Source organism: Roseateles sp. (genome assembly GCF_047654805.1).
Classification (GTDB): Bacteria; Pseudomonadota; Gammaproteobacteria; order Burkholderiales; family Burkholderiaceae_C; genus Pelomonas.
On the sequence record NZ_JASGIV010000001.1, the window covers coordinates 3,706,048 to 3,723,224 of the forward strand.

The 17,177-nt window shown below is 66.4% G+C and carries 21 protein-coding genes and 1 riboswitch; of the genes, 12 read left to right on the plus strand and 9 right to left on the minus strand.

Annotation, left to right across the window (positions count from 1 at the left end; translation table 11 throughout):
- Positions 1-23: 23 nt before the first annotated feature.
- Positions 24-707 carry a Crp/Fnr family transcriptional regulator gene (locus QM732_RS16825; RefSeq protein WP_415657252.1) on the plus strand — a complete coding sequence of 228 codons (684 nt, stop codon included), beginning with the start codon at positions 24-26 and terminating at the stop codon, positions 705-707.
- On the opposite strand, the gene QM732_RS16830 is transcribed toward QM732_RS16825, so the two are convergent.
- From QM732_RS16830 to QM732_RS16840, 3 genes are read right to left on the minus strand one after another with little or no spacing between them, the layout of a single operon-like run.
- A complete protein-coding gene (locus QM732_RS16830) occupies positions 704-1,627 on the minus strand; it encodes a tRNA dihydrouridine synthase (RefSeq protein ID WP_415659403.1) in 924 nt (307 codons plus the stop codon). The two genes, QM732_RS16825 and QM732_RS16830, sit on opposite strands and share 4 nt — an antisense overlap.
- Before the next feature lie 14 nt (positions 1,628-1,641).
- Positions 1,642-2,136 carry a M48 family metallopeptidase gene (locus QM732_RS16835; protein ID WP_415657253.1) on the minus strand — a complete coding sequence of 165 codons (495 nt, stop codon included), beginning with the start codon at positions 2,134-2,136 and terminating at the stop codon, positions 1,642-1,644.
- Between the two features lie 54 nt (positions 2,137-2,190).
- Complete coding sequence (locus QM732_RS16840; protein ID WP_415657254.1) at positions 2,191-2,682, minus strand: 6,7-dimethyl-8-ribityllumazine synthase; 492 nt, start codon at positions 2,680-2,682, stop codon at positions 2,191-2,193.
- Positions 2,683-2,769: 87 nt separating this feature from the next.
- A riboswitch (FMN riboswitch) is annotated at positions 2,770-2,920 on the minus strand.
- Positions 2,921-2,987: 67 nt separating this feature from the next.
- Here QM732_RS16840 and QM732_RS16845 point away from each other — a divergent pair.
- A complete protein-coding gene (locus QM732_RS16845) occupies positions 2,988-3,266 on the plus strand; it encodes a 2Fe-2S iron-sulfur cluster-binding protein (protein ID WP_415657255.1) in 279 nt (92 codons plus the stop codon).
- Here the strand turns inward: QM732_RS16845 and QM732_RS16850 are convergent.
- Positions 3,250-4,977, minus strand: a complete 1,728-nt coding sequence (locus tag QM732_RS16850; protein ID WP_415657256.1) for a serine hydrolase domain-containing protein — start codon at positions 4,975-4,977, stop codon at positions 3,250-3,252. The two genes, QM732_RS16845 and QM732_RS16850, sit on opposite strands and share 17 nt — an antisense overlap.
- Positions 4,978-5,152: 175 nt before the next feature.
- Here QM732_RS16850 and QM732_RS16855 point away from each other — a divergent pair, with 175 nt between their 5' ends.
- Positions 5,153-5,743 (plus strand): lysophospholipid acyltransferase family protein, encoded by a 591-nt coding sequence (locus tag QM732_RS16855; protein ID WP_415657257.1) that lies wholly within the window; start codon positions 5,153-5,155, stop codon positions 5,741-5,743.
- The gene (locus tag QM732_RS16860) at positions 5,740-5,982 is read left to right on the plus strand and encodes a VF530 family DNA-binding protein (protein WP_415657258.1); all 243 of its coding nucleotides are present in this window, start codon (positions 5,740-5,742) and stop codon (positions 5,980-5,982) included. Before QM732_RS16855 ends, QM732_RS16860 begins: the two co-directional genes overlap by 4 nt.
- On the opposite strand, the gene minE is transcribed toward QM732_RS16860, so the two are convergent.
- Genes minE through minC form a run of 3 tightly spaced genes read right to left on the minus strand, consistent with a single transcriptional unit; the run spans position 5,979 to position 7,948 of the window.
- Positions 5,979-6,242: a cell division topological specificity factor MinE gene (minE, locus tag QM732_RS16865; protein WP_056877362.1), complete on the minus strand. Its 264-nt coding sequence runs from the start codon at positions 6,240-6,242 to the stop codon at positions 5,979-5,981. The genes QM732_RS16860 and minE overlap by 4 nt on opposite strands.
- A 13-nt stretch (positions 6,243-6,255) precedes the next feature.
- Entirely contained in the window at positions 6,256-7,074 is an 819-nt protein-coding gene (gene minD / locus QM732_RS16870; protein ID WP_415657259.1) for a septum site-determining protein MinD, read from the minus strand.
- Between the two features lie 40 nt (positions 7,075-7,114).
- Positions 7,115-7,948 (minus strand): septum site-determining protein MinC, encoded by an 834-nt coding sequence (gene minC / locus QM732_RS16875; protein WP_415657260.1) that lies wholly within the window; start codon positions 7,946-7,948, stop codon positions 7,115-7,117.
- Positions 7,949-8,542: 594 nt separating this feature from the next.
- Here minC and QM732_RS16880 point away from each other — a divergent pair.
- The 5 genes from QM732_RS16880 to QM732_RS16900 are packed head-to-tail and all read left to right on the plus strand — an operon-like array spanning position 8,543 to position 12,700.
- Entirely contained in the window at positions 8,543-8,725 is a 183-nt protein-coding gene (locus QM732_RS16880) for a hypothetical protein (protein WP_415657261.1), read from the plus strand.
- Positions 8,726-8,761: 36 nt separating this feature from the next.
- The gene (gene metG / locus QM732_RS16885) at positions 8,762-10,807 is read left to right on the plus strand and encodes a methionine--tRNA ligase (RefSeq protein ID WP_415657262.1); all 2,046 of its coding nucleotides are present in this window, start codon (positions 8,762-8,764) and stop codon (positions 10,805-10,807) included.
- Between the two features lie 54 nt (positions 10,808-10,861).
- Entirely contained in the window at positions 10,862-11,581 is a 720-nt protein-coding gene (locus tag QM732_RS16890; RefSeq protein ID WP_415657263.1) for a YoaK family protein, read from the plus strand.
- A gap of 30 nt (positions 11,582-11,611) precedes the next feature.
- The gene (locus tag QM732_RS16895; RefSeq protein ID WP_415659404.1) at positions 11,612-11,815 is read left to right on the plus strand and encodes a DUF3460 family protein; all 204 of its coding nucleotides are present in this window, start codon (positions 11,612-11,614) and stop codon (positions 11,813-11,815) included.
- 45 nt (positions 11,816-11,860) lie between these two features.
- Positions 11,861-12,700: a segregation and condensation protein A gene (locus tag QM732_RS16900; RefSeq protein ID WP_415657264.1), complete on the plus strand. Its 840-nt coding sequence runs from the start codon at positions 11,861-11,863 to the stop codon at positions 12,698-12,700.
- A 15-nt stretch (positions 12,701-12,715) separates the two neighbouring features.
- Here QM732_RS16900 and QM732_RS16905 read toward each other — a convergent pair whose 3' ends face one another.
- Positions 12,716-13,621 carry a DUF808 domain-containing protein gene (locus QM732_RS16905; protein ID WP_415657265.1) on the minus strand — a complete coding sequence of 302 codons (906 nt, stop codon included), beginning with the start codon at positions 13,619-13,621 and terminating at the stop codon, positions 12,716-12,718.
- A 44-nt stretch (positions 13,622-13,665) separates the two neighbouring features.
- Complete coding sequence (locus QM732_RS16910) at positions 13,666-14,121, minus strand: MaoC family dehydratase (RefSeq protein WP_415657266.1); 456 nt, start codon at positions 14,119-14,121, stop codon at positions 13,666-13,668.
- A gap of 52 nt (positions 14,122-14,173) precedes the next feature.
- Between QM732_RS16910 and QM732_RS16915 the strand changes: the two genes are divergently transcribed.
- Genes QM732_RS16915 through QM732_RS16925 form a run of 3 tightly spaced genes read left to right on the plus strand, consistent with a single transcriptional unit; the run spans position 14,174 to position 17,137 of the window.
- The gene (locus QM732_RS16915) at positions 14,174-14,830 is read left to right on the plus strand and encodes an NAD(P)H-dependent oxidoreductase (RefSeq protein ID WP_415657267.1); all 657 of its coding nucleotides are present in this window, start codon (positions 14,174-14,176) and stop codon (positions 14,828-14,830) included.
- A complete protein-coding gene (gene kefC, locus QM732_RS16920; protein ID WP_415657268.1) occupies positions 14,827-16,674 on the plus strand; it encodes a glutathione-regulated potassium-efflux system protein KefC in 1,848 nt (615 codons plus the stop codon). The genes QM732_RS16915 and kefC overlap by 4 nt, the downstream gene beginning before the upstream one ends.
- Before the next feature lie 31 nt (positions 16,675-16,705).
- Positions 16,706-17,137, plus strand: coding sequence for a DUF1841 family protein (locus QM732_RS16925; RefSeq protein ID WP_415657269.1), 432 nt, complete (start codon positions 16,706-16,708; stop codon positions 17,135-17,137).
- The last annotated feature ends 40 nt before the right edge of the window (positions 17,138-17,177 follow it).

Genomic DNA, 17,177 nt, shown 5'->3' on the forward strand with positions numbered 1-17,177 from the left:
GCCAGCCCCATAAACTGCCCGGCATGATGGACATGCGGGCCTATCTGGAAGCGACACCCTTGGGCGGCCGGCTGGCGCCGGCCGAGCTGCAGGAACTGCAGGCCCTGGCCGTGGAACGCAGCTTCGCCCGCGGTGCCCATCTCGTGGCGGTGGGGGCCGTGCCCACGCACTGGATCGGCGTCATCGAAGGCCTGGTATCCCTGTCTGTGACCCATGCCGATGGCGACCAGACGATGCTGGACGCCGTAGGCGATGGCGGCTGGTTCGGCGAAGGCACGCTGCTGAAGGGCCTGTCCTGGCAATTCGACGCGGTGGCCTTGCGCAGGACACGCGCGGTGCTGATCCCCGTCTCCCAATTCCGGTGCCTGCGCGACACCAGCCTGGGCTTCAACCACTACCTGCAGGACCTGCTGAACGCGCGCCTTGGCGCGCTGATCGGCACGGCCATCTGCGCGCGGCACGCGCCGCTGGAAGCGCGTGTCGCCCGGGCGGTGGCCGATCTGGCGCAGCGCTCGCCACCTGGCGACGCGCTGTTGCGGCTCTCCCAGGCGGAGGTCGCGCTGCTGGCGGGCACGTCGAGGCAGCGCGCCAATGTCGCGCTCAAGCGACTGGCCGAGCAGGGGCTGGTCGACGTGGTGCGCGGCGGCCTCAAGGTCCGCGACCTCGAACGCCTGACGGCAGCTAGCGCCGCGGAAACAATCGCCTAGCTGCCGTCAGGCGGGGCAAAGAGCCGCTGCGCCAGCTCGTCGGCTGCATTGACGGTGCGCAGCTCGGCATAGGCGAGCTCCGCTTCAGGGTAGGCGCGCTTCAGGTAGTGCAACCACTGCTTGAGCCGGCCACCCTGGTGCCGTGGAGCGACGGTGGCGCGCACCTGAGCGAAGAACAGCTCCATCAGCGGCAGCAGCTGGACCCAAGGCAGGCTCTCGCCGCGCTCGCCGGCAACGCGCAGCGCCAGGCCAGGGTCGGCCACCATGCCGCGGCCGAGCATCAGATGTTCGCAACCGCTGCGCTCGCGCGCCAGCTCGGCATGCTCCACGGTCCAGATCTCGCCGTTGGCAATGATCGTGATCGGCACGGCCTCGCGCACTTCGGCAATACGCTCCCAATAGGCTGGGGGCTTGTAGCCGTCCGCCTTGGTACGGGCATGCACGACGATTTCCTGCGCACCTGCAGCAAAGATGGCGCGCGCCACGTCCAGCGTCTTGCTGGTGTCCATGTAGCCCAGGCGCATCTTGGCCGAGACCATCACGTCGGCCGGCACCGCGCGACGCACGGCGGACACGATCTCGTGGATGAGCTCGGGCTCGTCCAGCAGCACGGCGCCGCCACGGTGGCGGTTCACGCACTTGGCCGGACAGCCGAAGTTCAGGTCTATGCCCTCGGGCCTGAGCTGCGCCAGGCGGGCGGCGTTCTCGGCCAGGCAGTTCACATCCGAGCCCAGCAACTGTGGATGCACCGGTACGCCGGCCGCCGTGCGACCACCGTTGCGCAGCTCCGGCACGATGCGCGTGAAGACCCGGCTGGGCAGTAGCTGGTCAGTCACGCGGATGAACTCGGACACGCAGCGGTCCACGCCGCCCACGCGGGTCAGAACGTCGCGCAGGATGTGGTCCAGCAAGCCCTCCATCGGAGCGAGCAGGATCACTGGGGATTCTCCATGTTCATCAGGTACAGGCGCAGGTCAAACTCGAGCTGGAAGTACTCGGGCTCCATGTGCTGGCAGAGTTGGTAGAAGGCCTTGTTGTGGTCCAGCTCACGCAGATGCGCCAGCTCGTGCACGACGATCATGCGCAGCAATGCCGCCGGCGCCTCCTTGAACAGCGTGGCGACGCGGATCTCGCGGCGCATCCTCAGCTTGGCCCCCTGCACCTGGGTGCGGCGGGTGTGCGTGCCCAGGGCCTGCTGCAGCACGCGCAGCTTGGCGTCGTAGCCGACGAAGTTCAGCGGACCGGCGTTGCGCAGGTGGCGGGCCTTCAGTTCCTGCACGTAGTCGAACAACGCCGTGTCGCTGCGCACCGCATGGCGGTCGGGCAGACGACGGGCGAGGTGATCGGCCAAGCGGCCATCCAGGCGCAGCTGTTCGGCCTGCTGGATGAGTTCGGGGGGATAGCCGGCAAGGTAGCGAGCGGCGAGCATGTGGTCGGGCAGAGAAGGCGCGGCGGCACGAATGCCGCCATGCCGGGAGCGAGGTCAGGCGGACAGCGCCTGGAGGCTGTCCAGGCTGGCTATTGTCGCGAGACAGGCGCGCGCCACCTCCAGGCCCTTGGTGGAGAAGTGCTCGGCGAAGAAGCGCTTGTGCTCGCCGTGCTCGTGGAAGTTGTGAGGCGTGAGCACCGCGGAGAACACCGGCACGTCAGTGTCCAGCTGCACCCGCATCAGAGCGTCGATGACGGCCTGGCCGACGAAATCGTGACGGTAGATGCCGCCATCCACGACAAGACCGCAGGCGATGACGGCGTCGAACTGTCCGGTGCGCGCGAGGCGCTGGGCTTGCAGCGGGATTTCGAAGGCGCCTGGTACGTCGATGACGGTGACCTGCTCGGCCGGGATTCGGCAGCGGTCGAACTCATGGCGGATGGCCGACACGGCCACCCCGACGATGTCCTTGTGCCAGCTGGCGGCCAGGATGGCCACGCGTGGCAGGCGGGAGAGGTTGAAGTGGGGATTGAGGGGCTGATTCATGGTGTCCTCGAGACAGACGGTTTTCCAGAATCAGGGCAAGCGCACGCAGCGACATCGCCTCCCATGCCCGAGGGGTGCGCTGCCGCGACGCGATCTCTTTCATCCGGACTATGACCGTCGGCCCTGGCCTCTCACCAGGTCTGCTGACCCTTCGCCGGCAAGGCAGCGAAGGCGCTCGCGGGCTCGTGCTTGCGCACATACCGCCGGTGGGGAATTCCGCCCCGCCCTGAGAACGCTGTCGGCCATGGGCGTGGTCGCCCGGGCCGGCAGACGCATGCTAGCGGGCAGCCGGCATGATGGCGGTCATGTCTGAGACATTCCGAGTGACGCTGCTGCCTAGCGGCGAGACCTTTGCCGCCGCAGCAGATCAGACTCTGCTGCTGGCCGGCCTTGCGGCCGGCATAGCCCTGCCCTGGTCCTGTCGTACGGGCACCTGCCGCACCTGCATCTCGCGCCTGCTCGAAGGCCGCATCGAGCACCGCATTCCCTGGCCGGGCCTGTCCCCGGAAGAGAAGGCGGACGGGTTCGTCCTGCCGTGTGTCGCCGAAGCACGCAGCGATGTCACCCTCAATTGCGGGCCATGACCAGCTTGTTCCCACCTTGGGTCAGCGTGACCGAGGCCGGCCTGCCGTCCTCCGTGCCGAAGTCCAGCTGTGCCCCGACCTGAGGCACATGGGCACGGCGCGGCGTGCTGGCCATCAACTCGAAGGCAGGCTGGCCCGGCGCCTGGCCCTGCAGCCGGCCCTGGGCATCAACGAAGACCCTGATCGCGAACTGGGGCGAGCTGTACTCGCCCACCAGCGCCTGCTTCTGCTCGGCGCCTAGCGTGATGAAGGCGAGCTCCGGCGGCAGCTCGCCAGCGCGTGTCCAGCGCTCCGCATCGCTCTCCCCGTTGTTGAAGAGGCGCAGTGCCGTCACCCGGCCGTCTGCGCCGCGCTCGAGCTGCAGCTCGGTCAGGGAGGCGGCGAAGGCGAAACGATCCTCGCCGACCGGCGTCAGCGCCATGACGCCGCCGCCCGCGCGCTGACTCTGCAACACGCCATCCTTCAGCCGCAGGGTCCGGGTCTGCTTGTCCTCGCGTGCGTAGACGCCTTCGGCGGCCTTGAGCTGTTCCGCCGGCACGGCCACCGGGGGCCGTTCGACGAAGGGCTCGCCGATGGCGAACGCGGCCAGCTTGCGAGACACCAGGTCCATCGCGAAGCCGGGGCCATCGCTGTTGCGCAGCACGACGATGGTGGTCTGGCTCTGGGGCAGATAGCTCAGCAGCGACGTGAAGCCATGGATGCCGCCGCCGTGCGACAGCATGGGGAAGCCGCGCAAGGTGCCGGTGCCGATGCCGAAGCCGTAGTGATTGGACTTGGCCGCACCCTCGGGTGTGACCATGCCCTGGTAGCCGGCCTGGCTGATGAGCTTGCCGCCGTGCAGGGCCTGGTTCCAGCGCCACAGACCCTCGGTGTTGGCGATCAGCGCGCCTGCCGCATGCGGTTGCGTCATGCTGAGCAGGCCGGCCGGCGCCACCTCGCGCTGACCATTCAGCGTATAGCCCTGGGCCATACCCTTGAAGAGCCTGTCGCCGGCCTGGAAATGAACGCTGGTGATCTGCGCCGGCTTCAGTAGCAGCTCGTCGATGGACTGATGCCAGCTCTTGCCCGAGATGGCCTCGACAACGGCGCCCAGCAGCACATAGCCTGAATTGTTGTAGGCCCACTTCTCGCCCGGTGCGAAGTCGATCGGCTGGTCCTTGAACTCCTTGATCAGCTCTGCCGTACCCAGGTCGCGCCGGATCGGGTTGTGCATGTAGCCCGGAAGCCCGGTGTAGCTTTTGACGCCGGACGTGTGGTTGAGCAGCTGCCGCAGCGTGATGCGGCCACCGTTGGGATAGTCAGGCAGGAACCTGGACAGCGGATCGTCGAGCCCGGCCTTGCCGTCGTCGATCTGCCGGAGCAGCGCGGCGGCCGCGAACTGCTTGGTGACGGAGCCGATGCGCATCAGCTGGTCGGCCTGCATGGGCACGCCCAGCTCGATGCTGGCCATGCCGCGAGCACCCTTGTAGAGCAACTGGTCGCCGCGTGCGACGAGGACGGCGACTCCGGGGCCATCGCGATTGAGCTTCTGCTCGTCCAGCAGCTTGTCCGCGTAGGCGGCCATGGCGGCGGGCGTGGCGGGCTGGCCGGCATGCGCCGAGACGACGAGCAGTGTCAGCAGGACGGTGACGGGTAGCTGGGAGTAGCGCATGAATGCAGAACCGAAAAAGGGGACGACGCGCAGCATCGCGGCACCGTCTTGCCAGGGCAAGCGGCAGTCCGACGGACTGCACGATTGAATGCATGGGCTGCATCCCTGCAATCCACAGCGCCTGTGGACAACCCCGTGAACAGGCTGCGGGCGGACGTCGCAAGTGCCTGTCATTCAGGCCTTTTCTTAATCTGCCTCAGTTTCGGGCAGGGGTGTCGCTTGGGACAATCTCTCCATGCATCGCACGATCTTCACGACCCCCGGGGTCAACACCTTGCTGCGAGGCCTCTCCCTCGCCTGGCTGAAGCTGGCAGGCTGGACCGTTCAGGGCTCGCTGGTACCCGAGGCGCGTAAGAGCGTCTTTATCGCCGCCCCGCACACCAGCAACTGGGACCTGCCCTACACACTGTTCGCCGCTTTCGCACTGCGTCTGACGCCTTACTGGATGGGCAAGGCCTCCATCTTCAGGTTTCCATTCGGCGGGCTGATGCGCTATCTCGGCGGCATCCCGGTGGATCGCAGCAAGTCCAGCAACCTCGTCGCCGCGTCTGCCGAGGCACTGCAACTCGCCGACGGCCCGGTGCAACTCATCGTGCCGCCCGAGGGGACGCGCAGCAAGACCATCTACTGGAAGACCGGTTTCTATTGGATTGCCGTCACGGCCAAGCTGCCCATCGTCATGGCCTACATGGACTATCGTGCCAAGCTCGTAGGGCTCGGCCCACTATTCACTCCAACTGGCGACGTGGAGGCAGACATGGCCGAGATCAAGCGCTACTACGCGCAGTTCAAGGGCAAGAACTCGGACCAGTTCACGCACGAATGAACACGTCCAAAGATCCGCTGCACGGCATGACGCTGGAAGCCATCGTGACAGCCCTCGTCGAGCACTTCGGCTGGCCGGAACTAGGCCGGCGCGTCGCCATCAAGTGCTTCCAGCTCGACCCGAGCGTGGCGTCGAGCCTGAAGTTCCTGCGCAAGACCCCGTGGGCGCGCACCAAGGTAGAGGGCCTGTACCTCTTCATGCGGCGTGAGCAGGCCCGCGCCACGCAAACACGCGCTTAGCGGCCGCCAGGCTCCGGTAGTTCGATCTTCACCTCGAGCACCTCCAGGTCGCCCTGGCGCTCCATGTGAACCTTGATGTCGTCAGGGTTGATGGAGACGTACTTGCTGATGACGGCCACCAGCTCTCTTTGCAGCTGAGGCAGGTAGTCGGGGCTGCTGCTGCGGCCGTTGCGCTCATGCGCCAGGATGAGCTGCAGCCGCTCCTTGGCGACGCTGGCCGAGCTCTTCTTTTCGCCGAGGAAGAAGTTCAGGAATCCCATCGCGAGGCTCCCTTCACTTGGCGCCGAAGACGCGCTTGAACCAGCTCTGCTTCACAGCTTCCGTGAAGCGCATGGGCTTGTCCTCACCGAGGAAGCGCGCGACGACGTCCTTGTAGGCCTCTGCGACATCGCTGCCCTGCATGTGAATGGCCGGCAGCCCCTGATTGGAGGCCTGCAGCACGCTCTCGCTCTCGGGGATGACGCCGATCAGCGGCGTACGCAGGATCTCGTGGATGTCGTCCAGGCTAAGCATCTGCCCACCTTCCACGCGATTGGGGTTGTAGCGCGTGATGAGCAGGTGCTCCTTCACAGGCTCGCCGCCCTCGATGGCTCGCTTGGTCTTGCTGGACAGCATGCCGAGGATGCGGTCGCTATCGCGCACCGAAGAGACCTCGGGGTTGGTCACCACCAGTGCCTCGTCGGCATAGTGCATGGCCATCAGCGCACCGGTCTCGATGCCAGCCGGAGAGTCGCAGATGATGAAGTCGAACTCCATCTCCTTGAGCTCACCCAGCACACGCTCCACCCCCTCCTGCTTCAGCGCATCCTTGTCGCGCGTCTGCGAGGCAGCCAGGATGTAGAGCTTGTCGAGTTGCTTGTCCTTGATGAGGGCCTGCGTGAGCTTGATCTCGTCGTTGACGACGTTGATCAGGTCGTACACGACGCGACGCTCGACGCCCATGATGAGATCGAGGTTGCGCAGGCCCACGTCAAAGTCGATGACGCAGGTCTTGAAACCGCGCATCGCGAGGCCGGTGGCGAAGCTCGCGCTGGTGGTGGTCTTGCCGACCCCGCCCTTGCCGGAGGTGACGACGACGATCTTGGTGGTCATCTGGGCTTTCCTGTTCGTTCAGTTCGATTCAATGGGCGATTCAGAAGGCGAGAGGCTGCATCAACAGTTTCTCGCCTTCGAGCAGGACCTGGGCGGGCTTGCCAGCCACGTCGGCTGGCAGCGGGTTCTCGGTCGTGCGGTAGATGCCGGCGATGGCCAGCAGTTCCGCCTCCAGGCTGTGGGCGTAGATACGCGCCGACGTGTCGCCGCGGGCGCCAGCGATGGCCTTGCCGCGCAGTGGTGCGTAGACATGCACACTGCCGTCGGCGATGACCTCGGCGCCATGGTTCACCAGGGCCAAAACGACGAGGTCACCGCCTTTGGCGTAGACGCGCTGGCCGGAACGCAGTGGCTTGTCGACGACCAGCGTTGGCGCGGGCGCCGCGGGCTTCTCGACGATCTTCTCGACAACGACCTCACGCACCACCTCGGCAGGTACCGGCGCCGAAGCCGCGCGTTCTGCGGCCGGCTCGTCGGCCGCGTCAGCCAAGCCGAGTTCGTGCGCCAGGGCGAGTTCCTCCGCGGTCGCACCGGCAATGGCCACCGGCTGCAACTGGCTGGCGCGCAGCAGCTCGACGATGGCGCGCAGATCCACGGGTGCGGGCCCATCCAGTGCCAGCGGCGTCTGGCCTTCGACGGTAGGTGTGGCCACCGCGCGGGGAACGCCGCTAAGGTCGATGACGACGGGCTCATGTTCGAAGCCACCAGCGCCAGCCCGCTCGGCCCAGTCGGCGGCCAACTCGCTCATGTCGGCACTGTGCAGCACCAGGCCCAGCAGGCTGAAGCGGCGCGACTTCAACTCGAAAGTGCCGGTGCGCGAAGCACTCTTGCGCCCGCCGCCCTCCCGCGTGAATTCCGCCTTCGATTCCCCCATGTGACCCGTTGCCGCCTCTTCAAAAGGCCGGGAGTTTAGCCGCCGGCCTCATGCACCCCTCTTGGGGCTGCCCCCAAACTCAGCGCCTCAAAAACGGGCAAGGTAGCCAGGGAGACAGCCGATCAAGCACTTAGCGGCGCTGTCGTCAGCCGGCCCACAGACTTGTCCACAGCAGGCGTGGACAAACACGATGGCGATGTCATCCAGACCCGTGACATCCGTCCGCCGCGGCTTGACTTATCCCCAAATCTGGTAGGCGTCAAGCGTTTTGGACCCTCAGCGTTGAAACCGCCCTCATCTTTGCGCCATAGCACCTAAGTGATTGATTCATATAGGTCGCCTGAGGTTGCTTAAAAATTCAGCAACCTAAGCGGAGCCGCATCACACAAGGGCTTGGCTGCGATGGGGGCAGGTTCTCCACAAAGTTTTCCACAGACTCGGTGGATAGCTTATGGAAGTGTTACGGATCAGTGACTTAGAGGTGGTCTTTGAGGCGCTCTGTAGCTTTCAGTGCCAAGTGGGGGCGCGTGTCGGCCGGGCCTGCGGGTTACATTGGACGATGCCCGCGTGTGCGGGCGCCGCAGGAGACCGCACTTGGCCACACCGAACTACAGCTACGAGAAGCGCCAGCGCGAACTGGCCAAGAAACGCAAGGCCGAGGAGAAGCGCCAACGCAAGCTCAACGGCAAGCCGGCCGACGACAGCACCCCCGCAGAGCCTGATTCCCTGGCCCAGCCCGAAGCCGGGGACGCCGGCCCCGCCGAGCCGCAAACCTAAAATCCACCGTTTCCCTCGCTCCGCCGCCCTGTCTCCATGACCCGCCAGCTTTTCGTCACCACCGCCCTGCCCTATGCGAACGCCGGTTTCCACATCGGCCACATCATGGAGTACACCCAGGCCGACATCTGGGTTCGCTACCAGCGCATGGCGGGCTCGCAGGTGCACTTCGTCTGCGCGGATGACGCCCATGGCGCGCCCATCATGATCGCGGCCCAGAAAGCCGGGAAGACACCTCAGGACTTCGTCGCGGCGATAGCCGCCGGCCGCAAGCAGTATCTCGACGGCTTCCACGTCAGCTTCGACAACTGGCACTCCACCGACGGGGCGGAGAACCATGAGCTGTCCAAGGCCGTGTACCTGGCGCTGCGCCAGAACGAACTGATCACGACCAAGACCATCGAGCAGTTCTTCGACCCGGACAAGGCCATGTTCCTGCCGGACCGGTTCATCAAGGGCGAATGCCCCAAGTGCGGCGCAAAGGACCAGTACGGCGACTCCTGCGAAGTCTGTGGCGCCGTCTACGCGCCCACCGAGTTGAAGAACCCCTACTCGGTGCTGTCGGGCGCGACGCCGGTGCTCAGGACCAGCGAACACTACTTCTTCAAGCTGAGCGACCCGCGTTGCGTGGAATTCCTGACTCGATGGACCCAGGAGACCGGCCGCTTGCAGCCCGAGGTGCTGAACAAGATCCGCGAGTGGTTCGCGACCGACGAGGACGGCAACAACAAGCTCAGCGACTGGGACATCAGCCGCGACGCGCCCTACTTCGGCATCGAGATCCCCGACGCGCCGGGCAAGTACTTCTACGTCTGGCTGGATGCGCCAGTCGGCTACCTGGCCTCTTTGAAGAACTACTTCGGCAAGATCGGCAAGGACTTCGATGCCTTCATCGCCGACCCGACCGTGGAGCAGGTCCACTTCATCGGCAAGGACATCGTCTACTTCCACACGCTGTTCTGGCCCGCGATGTTGCACTTCAGCGGGCGCAAGACACCCAACCACGTCTTCGTACACGGCTTCATGACCGTCAACGGCGGCGAGAAGATGAGCAAGAGCCGTGGCACCGGCCTCGATCCCCTCAAGTACCTCGGCCTTGGCCTGAACGCCGAATGGCTGCGCTACTACATCGCCGCCAAGCTCAACGCCAAGGTCGAGGACATCGACTTCAACCCCGAGGACTTCGTCGCACGCGTCAACAGCGACCTGGTCGGCAAGTACGTCAACATCGCCTCGCGCGCGGCCGGTTTCCTGAGCAAACGCTTCGGCGGTACGCTCAGCGCCGACCTGGGCGTCGAAGGTTCCGCGCTGCTCGAGACGCTGCGGGCACACAGCGCTGCCATTGCCGATCTCTACGAGACCCGCGAGTTCGGCAAGGCCCTGCGCGAGATCATGGCACTGGCCGACAAGGTCAACGAGTACGTCGATCAGCACAAGCCCTGGGAGTTGGCCAAGCAGGACGGCATGGATGCCGCGCTGCACGACGTATGTAGCGTCTGCATCGAGGCGTTCCGCCTGTTGACGATCTACCTGAAGCCCGTGCTGCCGGCCCTCGGCGCGCAGGTCGAAGCCTTCCTGAAGATCGAGCCGCTGCAATGGCGCGACAGTGCCCGCGCACTGGGCGCCCACCAGATCGGCACCTACCAGCATCTGATGCAGCGCGTAGACCTTGCCAAGGTGGAACAGCTCTTCGAAGCTCCGCCAGCGCCCAAGGTCCAGCCCGGTGGCGAGGACATCGCCGCCGAGATCAAGATCGACGACTTCGCCAAGGTCGACTTGCGCATCGCGAAGATCGTCAAGGCCGAGCATGTCGAAGGCTCCGACAAGTTGCTGCGCCTGACGCTGGACGCAGGCGAAGGCAAGACCCGCAACGTCTTCAGCGGCATCAAGAGCGCCTACAGGCCCGAGGACCTGGAAGGCAAGCTGACCGTGCTGGTCGCCAACCTCGCGCCACGCAAGATGAAGTTCGGCATCAGCGAGGGCATGGTGCTAGCTGCCAGCCATGCAGATGAAGGAGCCCACCCCGGCATCTTCGTGCTGGAGCCCCAGCCCGGCGCCCAGCCCGGCATGCGGGTGCGCTGACGCCTCGCGGCCCCGAGAATCGGGCTCGTCGCAGCCCTTTCCCCGCGAGCCGCCATGCCCCACCACTACGCACGTCGACTGCTGGCAAGCGAACGTACCGCCGAGGGCAATGCCCACCTCGGCTGGATGCTGGCCTTCGTGGCCGGCGCCACCAACGCCGGCGGATTCCTGGCCGTGCAGCAGTACACGTCGCACATGACCGGAATGGTCTCGGCCGCGGCCGATGGCCTCGTGCTGGGTCAGACCCAGGCCCTGGCCACGGCCGTCGGCGCACTGCTGTCCTTTGGCGCCGGAGCGGCCTGCACCGCGTTGCTCGTCAACTTCGGCCGCCAGCGCCAGGCGCACAGCGTTTTTGCGTTGCCGCTGCTGCTGGAGGCGGCCTGCCTGCTGCTCTTCGGCCTGCTGGGCGCCTGGCTGACGGGACTGCGAGCCCTCTTCATCCCCGCGGCAGTCGCGGTGCTGTGCTTCACGATGGGCCTGCAGAACGCGCTGATCACCAAGGTCTCGCGCGCCGAGATCCGCACCACCCACGTCACCGGCATCGTCACGGACCTGGGCATTGAGCTGGGCCGCAGGCTCTGCGGCGCTGGCGCCAATGCCACCCGGCTGCGCCTGCTCGGCGGGCTGCTGCTGGCCTTCGCCGTGGGCGGCCTGGCGGGAGCCTGGGCCTTCAAGACCATGGGCTATGCCGCGACGCTGCCGCTGGCCCTGCTGCTGGCCCTGCTCGGCGGCGTGCCGGCACTGGATGACCTGGACCGGCTGCGCGCCCGATAAAATCCCGTGATTCGTTTGCGAGATCCCGTCATGCCGCTGTTCTGGAAGCCCTACAAATCCGAAGTCACCCAATTCATCGACCAGCTCAAGGCCCAGCGCCCGACGCTGGAGGCCGAGCAGCGCGCCGGCCGCGCGTTGCTGTGGGACCGCGAGCAGGACCGCACCGCCCAGGTCGGGTTCAACGAGGCCCGCGTGCCGCAAAAGCCCTACGTCTATCAGACCGATAGCAAGTAAGCCACCTGCCGGCGCCGGCTGGCGAGTCGCTGAGCTGCACCGTCGATGACCACGGTCACGGACGACACCCCCGAGATTTCTTCGGATCTGCCCGACGCGGTGGATACCGTGGCCGTCGCCCGCCTGTACGGCGAGCCGCTGTTCCAGCTGCCGCTGGATCTCTACATCCCGCCGGACGCACTGGAGGTCTTCCTCGAAGCCTTCCAGGGCCCGCTGGACCTTCTGCTGTACCTGATCCGCAAGCAGAACTTCAACATCCTCGACATCCCGCTGGCCGATGTGACGCGCCAGTACCTGAGCTATGTCGAGCAGATCCGCAAGCACAACCTCGAGCTGGCCAGTGAATACTTGCTGATGGCTGCGATGCTGATCGAGATCAAGTCTCGCATGCTGCTGCCGCCCAAGAAGACCGAGGACGGCAAGGAGGCCGAGGACCCGCGTGCCGAACTGGTACGTCGCCTGCTGGAGTACGAGCAGATGAAGCTCGCTGCCGCGCGGTTGGACCGGCTGCCGCTGCTGGGCCGCGACTTCCTGCGTGCGCAGGTGCACATCGAACAGTCGCTCACGCCGCGCTTCCCCGACGTCAACACCGACGACCTGCGCGAAGCCTGGCTGGACATCCTCAAGCGCGCCAAGCTCAACCAGCACCACAAGATCAGCCGAGAGCAGCTGTCGGTGCGCGAGCACATGAGCATCGTGCTGCGCCGGCTGCAAGGCCAGCGCTTCGTCGAGTTCGAGAGACTCTTCGACGTCGACAAGGGCCAGGCCGTCCTCGTCGTCACCTTCATCGCGATGCTGGAGCTCGCCAAGGAACGCCTGCTGGAGATCACGCAGGCCGAGGCATTCGCGCCGATCTACGTGCGGCTGGCCTACGCGCCGGCCTGAACAGGCTGGGCCGGCTCAGCGCCCGCGCAGCTTCTGCACAGCCATCACGCCGACCAGCACTAGGGCGCCGGCCACGACGCCCACCCCTGCGTTCGCGCCGTTCTCTAAAAGCGCGGCCACCAGCCATGCACGGCCCTCGGCCAGATGCGCAATCGCATGATGCAGCGGCGCGATGCCGTGCACCAGGATGCCGCCACCAACCAGGAACATGGCCGCCGTACCCAACACGGACAGCGTCTTCATCAGCCGAGGCGCGGCGGCCAGCAGAAATCTACCGACGGCCTGCGCGGCCGCGCCCGCGCGCCGCGATAGCCACAGCCCCGCGTCATCCATCTTCACGATGCCTGCCACCAGCCCGTAGACGCCCACCGTCATCGCGACGGCCACGGCCACCAGCACGGCAAGCTGTGTCTGCAGCGGCTGGCTGGCCACCGTACCAAGCGCGATGACGATGATCTCGGCGGACAGAATGAAGTCGGTGCGTATCGCGCCCTTGATCTTGTCGCGCTCAAAGCTCGCCATGTCGACCTGGGGGTCGGCAATGGCCTTCACCCGTTCCTCATGGCGGGATTGGTCCTCCTCGGCCGCGTGCAGGTACTTGTGCGCCAACTTCTCGAAGCCCTCGAAGCACAGGAAGGCGCCGCCCAGCATCAGCAGCGGCGTGATGGCCCAGGGCGCGAATGCCGAGATGGCCAGCGCCGCCGGTACCAGGATGGCCTTATTCAGCAGCGAACCCACTGCGACGGCCCAGACGACGGGCAGCTCACGGTCGGCCTGGACGCCGGTGACCTGCTGGGCATTAAGGGCCAGGTCGTCCCCAAGCACGCCTGCGGTCTTCTTGGCGGCGACCTTGGTCATCGTCGCCACATCGTCGAGGAGGGTGGCAATGTCGTCGAGCAGAACGAGCAGGCTGGAGGCCATGGTGAGGGCGGTCGTTGGAACGGCCGCGATGCTATCCGGCTACGTCACCGGTAATGCCGAGCCAGGCTTTCCGCGACGCACACCGGCTTCGCCCCCCCCTCGGCCTCGATCGCCACCTCGACGGTCAGCTGCATCGCGCCACCGGCCACGGCATCCATTGCCAGCAGCCTGAAGCCCGCGCGCAGCCGGCTGCCCACCGGAACTGGCGCGGTGAAACGCACCTTGTTAAGGCCATAGTTGACGACCATGCGCGTCTCGCGCACCGCGAAGCCGGTTTCGAAGAAGTGGGGAATCAGCGACAGAGTCAGGAAGCCGTGAGCGATAGGTTCGCCGAAGGGGCCCGCCTTGGCACGTTCTGGGTCGACATGGATCCACTGACGGTCCTCGGTGGCCTCGGCGAAGGCGTTGACGCGGGCCTGGTCAACCGTGATCCAGTCGCTGTAGCCCAGGGGCTGGCCGATCAGTGCTTGCAGGTCGGCGAGTGTCTCGAAGATGCGCATTCGGGTGGACCAGATGGGAGCTTGTCGTACGCTCACGTTAATCTAGGTCGCCATGCCAGACAGTAGCCCCCGCGACATCCTCGTCCTCGCCGCCCACCCGGACCTGGCCCGCTCCAATGCCACCCGAGCCCTGCTCGACGCTCTGCACGCCTCGCCGGCGGCTGGCCGCGTCGAACTGCGCGACCTCTACCGCCTCTACCCGGATTTCCACATCCACGTCGACTCCGAGCAGAGCGCACTTGCCACTGCACGGCTGATCGTCATGCTGCACCCGATCTACTGGTACAGCATGCCGGCGCTGCAGAAACTCTGGCTGGACGAGGTGCTGCGCCTGGGCTGGGCCTACGGCCCGGGTGGTACGGCGCTCAGCGGCAAGGACTTCTGGCTCGTCACGTCCACCGGCGGGGGCATGCCGAGCTACGCTCCCGGCGGCCACAACCACCACCGCATGGAAGAGTTCCTGCTGCCCTACGAACAGTCCGTCAAGACCTGCGGCATGCGCTATCTGCCTCCTCAGGTCCTGCATGCCGCGCATCGTGCCAGCGACGCCGAGATCGATGCCCATGCGCGGCTGTTCGTGGAACGCCTGACGCGCTATCCCGAATGGAGCCAGTCACTGGCAGTATCGGCGGTTGGGGATGAGCGCGAGGTACCGCTGGACGAGCGACCGCCACTGTTTTCGCCGCTGGACGCTGGAGACGCCGAATGAGCCACGGCCAATGGCTGCTGCTACCCCTGACCCTGCTGGCCGCCGCTGTGCTAGCCGTGCCGCTGGCGCGCTACCTGCGGCTGGGCGCCATCCTGGGCTACCTCGTCGCCGGCCTGCTGGTCGGACCCGCCGTGCTGGGGCTGATCCCCGAGTCCAACTCCATCCCGGAGGTAGCGGAACTGGGCGTCGTGATGATGCTTTTCCTTGTAGGCCTGGAGCTGGAGCCCCGACGGCTGTGGGCGATGCGCCGGCCCATCTTCGGCTGGGGCAGCGTGCAGCTGCTGGGCTGCGCGGCGGCGCTGACGGCCGTGGGCATCGCGACGGGCCATGCCTGGCGGCAGTCGCTGGTCGTGGGACTCGCACTGGCGATGTCGTCGACCGCCGTCGCCCTGGCCGTGCTGGCCGAGCGCAACCTCGGGCGCACGACGGCCGGCGAGAGCATCCTGTCCGTCGCACTGCTGCAGGACATCGCCGCCATCCCGGTGCTGGCGTTGGTGCCGGTGCTGGCGCTCAGCGGCGCGCACGGCGAAGGCGACGGCCGTACCTGGTTGGCCGCGGCCAAAGCGGTGGGCGCTATCGTCACCATCATCTTCGGCGGCCGGCTGCTGCTGCGCCCCGCGCTGCGCTGGATCGCGCGCAGCAAGACGCCCGAGATCTTCACGGCCGCCGCGCTGCTGCTGGTGCTAGGTACGGCAGCACTGATGCAGCTGGTGGGCCTGTCCATGGCGCTGGGCGCATTCCTCGCTGGCGTACTGCTGGCCGAGAGCGAATACCGACGCGAGCTGGAGACCGACCTGGAGCCTTTCAAGGGCCTGCTGATGGGCCTGTTCTTCATCGCCGTGGGCATGGGGCTGGACCTGCGCGCGGTCGCCGCCCAGCCGCTACTGGTGCTGACCACGCTGCTTGCGCTGCTGGCCTGCAAGACAGTTGTGCTGGTCGCAATGGCCCGGCTGATGAAGATCCCGCTCGCCGAGCGGCCGGCCTTCGTCATCCTGCTGGCTCCGGGCGGCGAATTCGGCTTGGTCGTCTTCCAGCTCGCGCAGGGCGAAGGCATGCTCAGCGGTGCGCAGAATTCGGCGCTGGTGGCCGCCATCGCCCTGTCACTGGCGCTGACGCCGCTGCTGCTGACACTGGGCGACCGCCTGATGTCGCGCAAGCTTACACGGCTGGGTCAGCACAAGAAGCGGGCCGAGGCCCCACCCACGCCGTCGCCGATCATCCTGGCCGGCTGCGGCCGCTACGGCCAGATCATCGGCCGGCTGTTGCGCGCCAACGGGCTGCAGGCCACCGCACTGGACCACGACGCTGAGGCCATCGAGAGCCTGCGACGCTTCGGCTGGACGGTCTACTACGGCGACGCCACCCGGCTGGACCTTCTGCGCAGCGCCGGCGCCGAGACCGCGCGCATCCTCGTCATCGCCATAGACGACATCGGCCAAAGCATCGAAATCGTCCGCCTGGCACGCCAGCATTTCCCGCAGCTCACTATCGTTGCGCGAGCCCGCAACGTACAGCACTACTACCAGCTGCGCGAGCTGGGCGTAACCCACGTCGAACGAGAGACCTTCGAGTCGGCGCTGCTCAGCGCCCGCACGGTGTTGGCGCTCAGCGGCATGGAACCCGCCGCCGCGCGCCGCCAGGCCATGCGCTTTCGGCGCCACAACATTGAGCTACTGGAGAGCATGGTGCCGCTCCAGCGCGACGAGAACGCACTGATCGCCGCCGCCAAACGCGGTCTGCAGCAGTTCGAGGAGCTGATTGCCGCGGAGCGCGCTGCCGAAAGCTACTACCGCGGCAAGCGCACCAGTTGGGACGGCAAGCAAGACGCTGAACCCCACGCCTGAATGTCAGGACCCAGGCGGCGACAATCGCGCCATGTTCGCTCCGTCCCAGCTCGAAGTCCGGCGCTTCTTCTGCGCCACCTACCGCAAATGGCGCGACGGCGCGCCGCTGATCCCGATGGAGGCCATCGCCGCGGACTGGATCGCAGAGCATCCCGAATACCACGACGAACTTGCCGACGAGGGTGCCGCGCTGGAAAAGGTCTACACGGTGGAGGAGGGTCGCACCAACCCATTCCTACACCTGTCCATGCACCTGACGATCACGGAACAACACGCCATCGACCAACCCTCGGGCATACGCCAGGCCGTGGACCTGCTGGCCGCCCGGCGCAACTCCCGTCACGAGGCTCACCACGTGGCCATGGAGGCCCTGGGCGAGATGATCTGGGCGTCGCAGCGCAGCGGGCTGCCGCCGGACGGCCACACCTACTTGGACAAGGTACGTCAGGCAGCCACCCGCTGAACGGGCGACGGATGCAAAAAAGCCACCCGCGGGTGGCTTT

What these genes read in the sequence shown, in the direction of transcription:
- minE (WP_056877362.1), bottom strand. Translation starts at nt 6,242, where the DNA reads ATGGGATTCCTGAACTTCTTCCTCGGCGAAAAGAAGAGCTCGGCCAGC.
- minC (WP_415657260.1), bottom strand. Translation starts at nt 7,948, where the DNA reads ATGGGGGAATCGAAGGCGGAATTCACGCGGGAGGGCGGCGGGCGCAAG.
- QM732_RS16825 (WP_415657252.1), top strand. Translation starts at nt 24, where the DNA reads ATGATGGACATGCGGGCCTATCTGGAAGCGACACCCTTGGGCGGCCGG.
- QM732_RS16890 (WP_415657263.1), top strand. Translation starts at nt 10,862, where the DNA reads ATGCCCCACCACTACGCACGTCGACTGCTGGCAAGCGAACGTACCGCC.
- QM732_RS16895 (WP_415659404.1), top strand. Translation starts at nt 11,612, where the DNA reads ATGCCGCTGTTCTGGAAGCCCTACAAATCCGAAGTCACCCAATTCATC.
- QM732_RS16925 (WP_415657269.1), top strand. Translation starts at nt 16,706, where the DNA reads ATGTTCGCTCCGTCCCAGCTCGAAGTCCGGCGCTTCTTCTGCGCCACC.
- metG (WP_415657262.1), top strand. Translation starts at nt 8,762, where the DNA reads ATGACCCGCCAGCTTTTCGTCACCACCGCCCTGCCCTATGCGAACGCC.
- QM732_RS16840 (WP_415657254.1), bottom strand. Translation starts at nt 2,682, where the DNA reads ATGAATCAGCCCCTCAATCCCCACTTCAACCTCTCCCGCCTGCCACGC.
- QM732_RS16835 (WP_415657253.1), bottom strand. Translation starts at nt 2,136, where the DNA reads ATGCTCGCCGCTCGCTACCTTGCCGGCTATCCCCCCGAACTCATCCAG.
- QM732_RS16830 (WP_415659403.1), bottom strand. Translation starts at nt 1,627, where the DNA reads ATGGAGGGCTTGCTGGACCACATCCTGCGCGACGTTCTGACCCGCGTG.
- minD (WP_415657259.1), bottom strand. Translation starts at nt 7,074, where the DNA reads ATGACCACCAAGATCGTCGTCGTCACCTCCGGCAAGGGCGGGGTCGGC.
- QM732_RS16910 (WP_415657266.1), bottom strand. Translation starts at nt 14,121, where the DNA reads ATGCGCATCTTCGAGACACTCGCCGACCTGCAAGCACTGATCGGCCAG.
- QM732_RS16860 (WP_415657258.1), top strand. Translation starts at nt 5,740, where the DNA reads ATGAACACGTCCAAAGATCCGCTGCACGGCATGACGCTGGAAGCCATC.
- kefC (WP_415657268.1), top strand. Translation starts at nt 14,827, where the DNA reads ATGAGCCACGGCCAATGGCTGCTGCTACCCCTGACCCTGCTGGCCGCC.
- QM732_RS16900 (WP_415657264.1), top strand. Translation starts at nt 11,861, where the DNA reads ATGACCACGGTCACGGACGACACCCCCGAGATTTCTTCGGATCTGCCC.
- QM732_RS16845 (WP_415657255.1), top strand. Translation starts at nt 2,988, where the DNA reads ATGTCTGAGACATTCCGAGTGACGCTGCTGCCTAGCGGCGAGACCTTT.
- QM732_RS16905 (WP_415657265.1), bottom strand. Translation starts at nt 13,621, where the DNA reads ATGGCCTCCAGCCTGCTCGTTCTGCTCGACGACATTGCCACCCTCCTC.
- QM732_RS16855 (WP_415657257.1), top strand. Translation starts at nt 5,153, where the DNA reads ATGCATCGCACGATCTTCACGACCCCCGGGGTCAACACCTTGCTGCGA.
- QM732_RS16915 (WP_415657267.1), top strand. Translation starts at nt 14,174, where the DNA reads ATGCCAGACAGTAGCCCCCGCGACATCCTCGTCCTCGCCGCCCACCCG.